9 protein-coding genes are annotated in these 9,978 nt (G+C 71.9%); 2 read left to right on the top strand and 7 right to left on the bottom strand.

The features are described from left to right. Positions 1-36 precede the first annotated feature (36 nt). Both HUX53_RS27835 and selD read left to right on the top strand, forming a co-directional pair. Positions 37-168 (top strand): SelB C-terminal domain-containing protein, encoded by a 132-nt coding sequence (locus tag HUX53_RS27835; RefSeq protein ID WP_255205704.1) that lies wholly within the window; start codon positions 37-39, stop codon positions 166-168. Continuing rightward, a complete protein-coding gene (selD, locus tag HUX53_RS27840) occupies positions 165-1,160 on the top strand; it encodes a selenide, water dikinase SelD (RefSeq protein ID WP_176406184.1) in 996 nt (331 codons plus the stop codon). The genes HUX53_RS27835 and selD overlap by 4 nt, the downstream gene beginning before the upstream one ends. Here selD and fdh read toward each other — a convergent pair. The 7 genes from fdh to HUX53_RS27875 all read right to left on the bottom strand — a co-directional run bounded on the left by fdh (position 1,157) and on the right by HUX53_RS27875 (position 9,760). After that, positions 1,157-4,408 (bottom strand): formate dehydrogenase, encoded by a 3,252-nt coding sequence (gene fdh, locus HUX53_RS27845; protein WP_176406185.1) that lies wholly within the window; start codon positions 4,406-4,408, stop codon positions 1,157-1,159. The genes selD and fdh overlap by 4 nt on opposite strands. A gap of 136 nt (positions 4,409-4,544) precedes the next feature. After that, positions 4,545-5,747, bottom strand: a complete 1,203-nt coding sequence (locus HUX53_RS27850) for an RNA-guided endonuclease TnpB family protein (protein WP_176406186.1) — start codon at positions 5,745-5,747, stop codon at positions 4,545-4,547. Positions 5,748-5,767: 20 nt separating this feature from the next. Further along, complete coding sequence (locus tag HUX53_RS27855) at positions 5,768-6,127, bottom strand: hypothetical protein (RefSeq protein ID WP_217919993.1); 360 nt, start codon at positions 6,125-6,127, stop codon at positions 5,768-5,770. 117 nt (positions 6,128-6,244) lie between these two features. After that, positions 6,245-6,979: an evbL gene (locus HUX53_RS27860; protein ID WP_176406187.1), complete on the bottom strand. Its 735-nt coding sequence runs from the start codon at positions 6,977-6,979 to the stop codon at positions 6,245-6,247. Between the two features lie 36 nt (positions 6,980-7,015). Continuing rightward, complete coding sequence (locus tag HUX53_RS27865) at positions 7,016-8,236, bottom strand: PP2C family protein-serine/threonine phosphatase (protein WP_176406188.1); 1,221 nt, start codon at positions 8,234-8,236, stop codon at positions 7,016-7,018. Positions 8,237-8,415: 179 nt separating this feature from the next. Then, the gene (locus HUX53_RS27870) at positions 8,416-8,901 is read right to left on the bottom strand and encodes a MarR family transcriptional regulator (RefSeq protein WP_176406189.1); all 486 of its coding nucleotides are present in this window, start codon (positions 8,899-8,901) and stop codon (positions 8,416-8,418) included. A gap of 136 nt (positions 8,902-9,037) precedes the next feature. Further along, positions 9,038-9,760 carry an Lrp/AsnC family transcriptional regulator gene (locus HUX53_RS27875; RefSeq protein ID WP_217919994.1) on the bottom strand — a complete coding sequence of 241 codons (723 nt, stop codon included), beginning with the start codon at positions 9,758-9,760 and terminating at the stop codon, positions 9,038-9,040. Positions 9,761-9,978: the final 218 nt, after the last annotated feature.

Below are 9,978 nucleotides of genomic sequence, written 5' to 3' on the forward strand. Positions count from 1 at the left end.
AGAGGGGTATAAGAGACAGTCGGCGGCCCGTTCACGCTGAGCGAGGCGCGCCGCGCGCTCGGCACCACCCGCCGCGTCGCCGTCCCGCTCCTGGAGCACCTGGACGGCAAGGGCTACACGACCAGGGTGGACGACCTCCGGCGGCGCTGCACAGAGGGGAACACATGAAGAGGCTGACCCAGTACGCGCACGGCGGCGGCTGCGCCTGCAAGATCCCGCCCGGCGAGCTGGAGGACGTCGTCGCCGGCCTGAACACCGTCCCGGACGCGCCCAACACCGAGCTGATCGTCGGCCTCGAAACGGGCGACGACGCGGCCGTCGTCCGGCTGCCGGGCTCCCGGGGCGGGCTCGCCGCCGTCGCCACCGCCGACTTCTTCACCCCGGTCGTCGACGACCCCTACGACTGGGGACGGATCGCCGCCGCGAACGCGCTGTCGGACGTCTACGCCGTCGGCGGCCGTCCCCTCGTCGCGGTGAACCTGCTCGCCTGGCCCCGCGAGGTGCTGCCGTTCGACCTCGCCCGCGAGGTGCTGCGCGGCGGCCTGGACGTCGCCGCCGAGGCGGGCTGCCATGTCGGCGGCGGCCACAGCGTGGACGACCCCGAACCCAAGTACGGCATGGCCGTCACCGGCGTCGCCGACCCCGCCAACCTGCTCCGCAACGACACCGGCAAGCCGGGCGTGCCGCTCACCCTGACCAAGCCGCTCGGCCTCGGCATCCTGAACAACCGGCACAAGGCGACCGGCGAGGTCTTCCCGCACGCCGTCGCCGCCATGGTGAAGCTGAACCGCGAGGCGTCCGCCGCCGCGCTCGACGCCGGCGCCGTCTGCGCCACCGACGTGACCGGCTTCGGGCTGCTCGGGCACCTCTACAAGCTGGCCCGCGCGTCCGGCGTCACCGCCGTCGTCGACGCCGCCGCCGTCCCGTACCTGGACGGCGCCCGCGAGTCGCTGCGCGACGGATACGTCAGCGGCGGCACCCGCCGCAACCTCGACTGGGTCGCCCCGCACACCGACTTCGGCGACACGCCCGAAGCGGACCGGCTGCTGCTCGCCGACGCGCAGACGTCCGGCGGCCTCCTCGTCGCGGGCGAGATCCCCGGCGAGCCGATCATCGGCGAACTCGTCCCCGCCGGGGCGCTCCCGCTCGTCGTCCGCTAGATCTCCGTCCCGGTCTCGTCGGTGATGCCGGCCCGGTCCCGGTACTCGCGGACCAGCGCCGGGGCGGCCGGACCGCGCGGCCGGCGGCCGGGACGGACGTCGCACGTGACCGCCTTCGCCTCCTGGATGTGGGTGTTCGGGTCCAGGGACAGGTGCAGCAGCTCGTTCGCGGCGTCGCCGGTGCTGTGGCCGTTCGGGCCCCAGTGGTAGGGCAGCCCGACCTGGTGGACGGTCCTGCCGTCCACGACCAAGGGCTGCATCCGCTCGGTGACCAGCACGCGGGCCTCGACGACCGCGCGCGGGCTGACGATCGTCGCCCAGCCGCCGTGCTCCAGGCCCCGCATGGCCGCCATTTCCGGCGACACCTCGCAGAAGAACTCCGGCTGCAGCTCGGCCAGGTACGGCTGCCAGCGCGACATACCGCCCGCCGTGTGGTGCTCGGTGAGCCGGTAGGTCGTCGTCACGAACGGGTACACGTCCGCTCCCGGCGACCCGCCGCTCGGCGCGTACCGGTTGTCGGGATGCGGCGGCAGCAGATGCCGGACCGGGTTGCGCTGCTGCTCGTACAGCGGATTCGTGAACGGCGACTCCTGCGGCTCGTAGTGCGTCGGGAACGGGCCGTCCGTCAGGCCGGTCGGCACGAACAGCCACGCCTTCCCGTCCGCCTGCATGATGAACGGGTCGTCGCCGGCGAGCGCGTCCGGTCCGGTCGCGTCGCGGGGCGGCTTGTAGTCCGGCGGACGGTCCGCGATGAAGTCGGGCACGTCGTGGCCCGTCCACTTGCCCTCGTCGGCGTCCCACCAGACGTAGGCCTTGCGGTCGCTCCACGGGTTGCCGTCCGTGTCGGCGGACGCCCGGTTGTACAGGATGCGGCGGTTCGACGGCCACGCCCAGCCCCATTCGGGCGCGACCCAGTGCTGGTCCTTGCCGGGCTTGCGGCGGTCGGTCTGGTTGACGCCGTCCGCGTAGCAGCCGCAGTAGATCCAGCAGCCGCACCGCGTGGACCCGTCGTCCTTCAGCTGCGTGTAGGACGACAGCGGGTTCCCGTCGGCGTCGAAGCCGTTGACCTCGGCCAGCACCGCCTCCGCGCTCGGCTCGTCGAGCCGGCCGTGCGTCGGGTAGTCCCAGGTCAGGTCGAGCAGCGGACGGTCCATCTCGTCGGTGGACCCGGCGAGCTTCTTCCGGATGATCCGGCCCAGGTGGTACATGAACCACAGGTCGCTGCGCGCGTCCCCGGCGGGCTCCACCGCCTGGTGGTGCCACTGCAGCATGCGCTGCGTGTTGGTGAAGCTGCCGTCCTTCTCGGTGTGCGTGGCGGCGGGCAGGAAGAACACCTCGGTGTCGATGTCCTCGGTGCGCATCTCGCCCGACTCGATCTCCGGGCCGTCCTTCCACCACGTCGCCGACTCGATCAGCGAGAAGTCGCGGACGACGAGCCAGTCCAGGTTCGCCATCCCGAGCCGCTGGATCTTGGCGTTCGCGGACCCGACGGCCGGGTTCTCGCCCATCAGGAAGTAGCCCTTGCACACGCCGTCCATCTGCGCCATCGCCGTCTCGTACGTGCTGTGCGAGCCGGTCAGCCGGGGGAGGTAGTCGAAGCAGTAGTCGTTGTCCTCGGTCGCCGCGTCACCCCAGTACGACTTCAGCAGGCTCACGGCGTACGCCGGCATCTCGCCCCAGAAGCCCTTCTTCGCCGACTCGCCCTGCACGAACGAGGCCAGGTCCTGGTTGGTGTGCGCGTGCGGCATCGGGATGTAGCCGGGCAGCAGGTTGAACAGCGTCGGGATGTCCGTCGAGCCCTGGATGGACGCGTGGCCGCGCAGCGCCATGATGCCGCCGCCGGGACGTCCGATGTTGCCGAGCAGGCCCTGCAGGATCGCCGCCGTCCGGATGTACTGCACGCCGACCGTGTGCTGCGTCCAGCCCACCGCGTAGACGAACGCGGACGTCCGGTCCCGGCCCGAGTTCTCGGTGAGCATCTCGCACACCTTCAGGAACTGGCCCTGCGGGACGCCGCAGATCCGCTCCACGATCTCCGGCGTGTACCGGGAGTAGTGCCGCTTGAGCAGCTGGAACACGCAGCGCGGGTGCTCCAGCGTCGGGTCCCGCTCGGGGTCGCCCTCGCCGATCGCCGCGCCGCCGGAGCCGTGCGCCTCACCGCGTCCCGCCTCGGACACGGCCTTGACGCGCGCGTCCCACTGCATGTCCCGCTGCCCGGCGGCGGACTGGACGTTCATGCCCGCGTACTGCCACGACAGGGGGTCGTAGTCGCGCCCCTCCGGGTTCAGGCCGGAGAACACCCCGTCCAGGTCCTCGGTGTCGCGGAAGTCCTCGGAAATGATCACTGACGCGTTGGTGTAGGCCACCACGTAGTCGCGGAAGTACTTGTCGTTCTCCAGGACGTAGTTGACGATCCCGCCGAGGAAGGCGATGTCACTGCCCGCGCGCAGCGGGACGTGCGCGTCCGCGAGCGCGCTGGTCCGGGTGAACCGCGGGTCCACGTGGATCAGCTTCGCGCCGCGCGCCTTCGCCTCCATCACCCACTGGAACCCGACCGGATGGCACTCGGCCATGTTCGAGCCCTGGATGACGATGCAGTCCGAGTTCTGCAGGTCCTGCTGGAAGGTGGTCGCGCCGCCGCGGCCGAACGAGGTTCCCAGACTGGGAACGGTGGAGGAGTGTCAAACGCGGGCCTGATTCTCGATCTGCACCGCGCCGAGCGCGGTGAACAGCTTCTTGATCAGGTAGTTCTCCTCGTTGTCGAGCGTGGCGCCGCCGAGGCTCGCGAAGCCGAGCGTGCGCCGCACCCGCAGGTCGTCCTGCTCCCACTGCCAGCCGTGCCGGCGGGCCTCGATCACCCGGTCCGCGATCATGTCCATCGCGGTGTCGAGGTCGAGGTCCTCCCAGTCGGCGCCGCCCGGCCGGCGGTAGCGGATCGTGTGCTCGCGGGCCGACCCGGTGGTCAGCTGGAGGCTGGCCGAGCCCTTCGGGCACAGCCGCCCCCGGCTGACCGGTGAGTCCGGGTCGCCCTCGATCTGGGTGACCTTGCCGTCCTTGACGTACACGTTCTGCCCGCAGCCGACCGCGCAGTACGGGCAGACGGACTTCACGACCTGGTCGGCGGTGCTCACCCGCGCCTTGATCCGCTCGGTCCCCGCGCTCTTGGCCGCGGCACCACGTCCGAGCGGATCGTCGCCGGTGAACTGGCGGTAGACAGGCCATGACCCGATCCATGTACGAACGCCCACGTCACACCACCTTTCACCTTGGCGCGACGTCCACCTACCCGCCGCCCGGGCGGCAAAACAAAGTCGTGGATCAGCGCGCGCGCGCGGAGGAAGTAGTGCTCGTTGACTTCCTCCCCTTCCTGGGGGAAGAGGATTCCTACGGCTCGCGCCGTGGGTGTTTCTGCTTCGCAGCCGACTGCGGAAGGGAGGGCCCTTGCCGTCTGACATCAGCTCCACAGACATCACCGGGATCTGCCCCGGCTACGGCTCGACCAGCCGCAAGGATGTTCTTGGCCGCGTTGAAGTCCCGGTCATGCCGGGCGCGGCAGTTCGGACACGACCATGCCCGGGTGGAAAGGCTCAGCTCGGCCAGCAGGTGCCCGCAGGCCGAGCAGGTCTTGGACGAGGGATACCAACGGTCGACGACGATCAGAACGCGTCCGGCGCGTCCGGCCTTGTACTCCAGTTGGCGGCGGAACTCGCCCCACCCGCAGTCGGAGATCGCACGGGCCAGGCTGCGGTTCTTGACCATGCCGGCGACGGCGAGGTCTTCGATCACGATGGTGTCCGCTTGGCGGACGAGGGTGGTGCTAGCGCGGTGCAGGAAGTCGCGGCGGGCGTTGCGGACCTTGCGGTGGGAGCGGGCGACCTTGTTCTTGGCCTTGCGCCGGTTGGCCGAGCCGGGTTGCTTGCGGGCCATGCGCCGTTGATATCGGGCCAGGTTGGCGGCCTTGCGCTCCAGATGCCGGGGGTTGGCGATGCGCTCCCCGTCGGAGGTGACGGCGAAGTCTTTCACGCCCAGATCGATGCCGATGGCGTGCCCGGTCGGCGGTAGCGGTTCGGGGGCGCCGGTGTCGACGGCGAAGGTCACATACCAGCGGCCGTCCGGCTCCCGCGAGATCACCACCATGGTCGGGTTCAGCCCGGCGAGGTCCCCTTCGTCGAAAGACCACACGAACTGAAGCGGCGCGGTTGTCTTGGCCATCCGCAACTGCCCGTCCTTGAACCGGAAGGCCGAGCGGGTGTAGTGGGCGGACTGGTGGCCGGTGCGGTTCTTGAAACGGGGGTAGCGAGCGCGTCCGGCGAAGAAGTTGGCGAACGCGGCATGCTGGTGCCGCAGTGCCTGCTGCAGCGGAACCGAGGACACCTCCGACAGGAACGCCAGTTCGCTGGTCTTCTTCCACGCGGTGAGTTCGGCGTCGGTCTGCTTGTAGGTGGTGTTTTTCCCATCGCTGTTCCAGGCGCGGCGGCGTTCCGCGAGGGTCTTGTTCCACACCAGACGGACGCAGCCGAACGTGCGGCCGAAGAGGGCCGCCTGCTCGGAGTCCGGGTAGGCCCGGCACTTGTACGCCATCCGCATGGCCCCCACTTTACCCACGTTCAGTATCGGTGTGATGACTTTCCGATGCAATTGGGTTCGGTTCCCAGACCTTCCGCGCCTTCGAGGATGCCCGGCTGCGCGACGAGGATCTTGTCGGCCTGGGCGGCGTCCGCGGGCCCGTCCTTGTGCCGGAAGCGCAGGTTGGACAGCCAGTCGCAGGCTTCCGGGTGCGGGCCGGCGGAGGCCGGCAGCGGCACCCGGACCCGCACCGCCGACTCGCTGACGTCGGTGACGGGCGAACCGGACGGGACGGGCGTCTCGGACCGGCCGGCCTCGCGCGCGCTCACCGGCCCGGCGATCGCGCCGATGGCCAATGCGGACGCTGCGAGGACCGTCAGGGGGAGTGGGGGTCGCCCCATCGCGTACTCCTCTCGGAGTGATCGGTGATGGGGCAACAATGAACCTGTCGTTCTTCTGACGACAGTCGTCTATTTGCGCAATCTCCGGGCGGCTCTTGTCCGCGTGCGACAAACCCGTCAGAGGATCGCCGATCCCGCCTTCTCCACCAGGGCCGCGAACTCGGCGCGCTCGGACGGTGACAGCGCCCGCTCGTACACCTTGGCGGCCAGGCGGTCGGTGATCTCCTCGGCCTCGCCGCGCTGCGGCTTGAGGTGCGCGCAGTCGGGGAAGCCGCCCTGCCAGCCGCAGAACTGGGCCTTTCCCTCGCCCTCGTGGGTCAGTACCGCCTCCAGCGGCGACAGGCCGACGGCCGTCGTCGCCACCAGGTGCAGCCCGCCGCGCAGTTCCCGCAGCACCTGGAACACCTGCACCAGCCGGCCGGGCCCACTCTCCGGGAGCGGCTCGGCGCGCCAGCCGCAGAACAGCGGCAGCCCCGCCCCGTCGGCCGCGTTCGCGACCCGTTCAGCCAGCTCGCACAGCCGCGGATCATCGGGCACGTGCTCCTCGCCCCAGGCCGTGAACGCCTTCGCGTACCGGCGCGCCGCCTCCCGGGCCCCGGCGACCGCGACGCCTTCGTCCCACATGGCCCGGACGACGCCCGGCTCGAAGAAGCCGAGCGCGGCCCACACGACGCTGCCGTCGACGTCCCCGAGGACTCCTCCGCGACCGGCGAAGTAGAACGCGAACGGGTTGCCGAAGCCCAGCTCCTTGCCGCGTTCGGAGACCGCCGGGTCCAGCATCCACTTCGAGCCGATGTCGTGGACGATCGCGTCCGCGGCCCGCACGGTCTCGGCGGCGGTCAGGTCCGGCATGGAGGCTCCTCGCTACGGGGTGACGTAAGCGGGAGGTTACCTCCCGGCCGCCGGGCCGTGCCAGTCGAGGCACACCACGACGGCGTCGTCCGCGAGGCCCGCGCCGTCGTGGTACTCGATCAGCTCGGTGATGACGGTCAGCGGCACCTCCGCCGCGTCCTGCAGCCGGCTGCGCCGGGTCGCCTGCTCCAGCGCGTCCGTGCCGAACTCGCCGCGCGCCGTCCGCGCGGCGAAGACGCCGTCGCTGACGATGACCAGCCGGTCGCCGGGCTCCAGGCCGAACCGCTGCGGGCGGTACTCGGTGTCGGGGAACATCCCGAGCGGCAGCTGCTGCTCCAGCGGCACCCGCGTCACCTCGGTGCCGCGCAGCCGCAGGATCCGCGGCGATCCCGCGTCGATGACGTGCACGGTCCCGTCCGCGACGTCGATCCGCATGACCAGGGTCTCGGTGAACTCCCGGCCGCCGTAGCGGACGTGGACCATGTCGTTCGCCAGGCTCGCCTGCTCGCCGAGGTCGGCGCCGGAGCGGCGCGCGTTGCGCAGCGCGCCGACGGTCAGCGAGGTCAGCAGCGCCGCGCTGATGCCGGTGCCCGCGCCGTTGGTGACGGTGAGCGCCAGGTGGTCGTGCTCGGCGGACCAGTCGAAGTTGTCGCCGCCGATTGAGTACGCGGGCTCTAGATGGCCGGCGAGGCTGAACCCCTCGTCCGAGCACGCGTGCCCGGGGAGCAACTGCCACTGCAACTCGGCGGCGAGGGTGAGGCGCCGGCGGCGCCGGGCGCGCTCGTAGCGGTCGGTCCAGTTCCAGGCGACCTTCAGCGCGATGCCGAGCAGCTCACCGATCTCCGCCAGCGCCTCCGGGACGCCCCAGGGCTCCGCCGAGGCCACCTCCAGGACGCCGAGCCGCTCGCCCCGCGCGGTGACCGGTATATAGGTCGTCGTGTCGCGCGGCCCGCCGCCGTCCTCCGACGTGGACACCAGCACCTGGCGCGAGGCGTACGCCCGGCCGGCGGTGCTCTGCCGGATGGCGAGCGCGTCGGCGGGGGGCTCGGCCGCGGCTCCCACCGGCTCGATCGGCAGCAGGACGCGCGTGTGGTAGTCGCTCACCAGCAGGCGGACCGCGGAGATCTGCGGGTACTCCGCGCTCAGCGCCCGGGCCAGCGCTTCGGGCACCGCGTGCGCGGGGGCGGCCCGCAGCGCCCGCTCGATCCTGACCGGACGGCCATAGTCGACCCCCGCCGCGCTGCCCTGCGCACTCATCGCGACCCCATCTCATTCCCGCCTGCCGACGCCGGACGCGGCCGCGCCCCGTTTCCGGCAGGCCCGAGGGCCCGAGGACCGCAGGGGAAGACTGCCAAAGAGTTTGCCTCATAGCAAATACTTGACGTCGAGCTGTGGACGAAGTCCAGCGAACCGGACGAAATCGGGGGGCCGCGCCGTCAGGCCGTCCGGGAACCGACCACCCGCGGCCCGCCGTGGGCCCGCCGCTCGGCCGCCTGGCCGAACTCCGTCAGCGCGTCGATCAGCCGGGCCCGGGACGCGGGCGACAGCTGCCCGAGCACGTCCCGCACGGCCGCGCGGCGCCGCCGGACCAGCTGCGCGTGCAGCTGCTCGCCCTGGTCGGTCAGCCGGACGATGATCTCCCGCCGGTCCGCGCGGGCGGGCTCGCGCACGAGCAGCCCGGCGGCCTCCAGCCGGTCGCACAGCCGGCTGGTGGACGAGGGGATGGCGCCGAGCTCCTCCGCCAGCCCGCCCAGGTTCAGCCGGCCGAACCGCGCGATCGCCTCCACCGCGCGCAGCTGGATCGGCGAGATGGCGGGTTCCAGGCCCTGCTCCGCGCGGCTCCACAGCTGCGCCGTCGTGCTCAGCACCCGCTCCACCGCGGCCGTGACGTCATCCGGGACACCGCTCGCCGCATCGTCCACCGATTGGCCGCCGGACGGCCGCGGTCGTCGCTGACTCACACCTCGGCCTTTCGAACGGAGTCCCTTCACCGCGGTACACCGGCCGTGATCGGGCGGTACGGTCGCGGGCGGTACCCCACGATAGAGGCTTCGGACGTCACGGCGCGACGGTGCGCGGCGGGCCGGTGCGCAGGCGGGCGACGAGCGCGTCCAGCTCGCTCTCGGTGCCGGGGTCGTCCCACGTCCAGAACGGGACGGTGCGCAGCCGCCGGCCGTCCGGGTCGAGCAGCTGCCCCGCCAGCTTCAGCTGCCAGAGCGCCACCGCGCGGTCGGTGACGGCGAGCTGCGGGAAGCGCCGCCGCAGCGCCGTCTCGAACGCCTGGACGCGGTCCACCGAGCGCAGCCACACCGCGAACAGGACGTTGTGCGAGCCCGACAGCGACGCGCACATCCGCGTCTCCCGCAGCCCGGCGAGCTGCCCGGCGACCCGCGCCACCTCGTCCGGCGGCGTCGTCGCCCACAGGTAGACGGTGACCGGCCAGCCCGACACCGAGCGGGCCACCTCGCACCGGTACATCAGCGCGCCGCCGCGCTCCATCCGGGCGAGCCGCCGCCGCACGGTCGTCGGGCTGAGCCCGGTGTGCTCGGCCAGCCGCGCGACCGGCTGCCGGCAGTCCTTCACCAGCAGCCGCACCAGCGCCTCGTCCTCGCGGCGCAGCGCACGGTCGCCGCCGCCCGGCGGGCGGTCGCCGAGCAGCAGGTCCCGCTGCTCCTCGCCGAGCCGGTCCAGCCGCCACCGGCTGCCCTCGGCGTGCAGGGCCGTGGCGAGCTGGGTGCGGGTCGCCGTGACGCCGTCCAGCCCGCCGAGCCGCAACCCCACGTACCGGGCCAGCTCGGCGTTGTCGCGCAGGACGACGGTCGCGATCAGATCCCATGTGCTCCAGAGTCAGCTTCTCGGCCCCGAAGGGGGTCGAGCTTGCAGCTCTTGGCCGCCACTGGATGTGGTGGGTCAGGCCGCGTCGTCGGCAGCGTGACTCACTGCCCAGCCCGCGGCGCCGCGTGCGGCGATGTTGCGGGCTGCGTTGACGTCGGCGTGCT

Source organism: Actinomadura sp. BRA 177 (genome assembly GCF_013372625.1).
Taxonomy (GTDB): domain Bacteria; phylum Actinomycetota; class Actinomycetes; order Streptosporangiales; family Streptosporangiaceae; genus Spirillospora.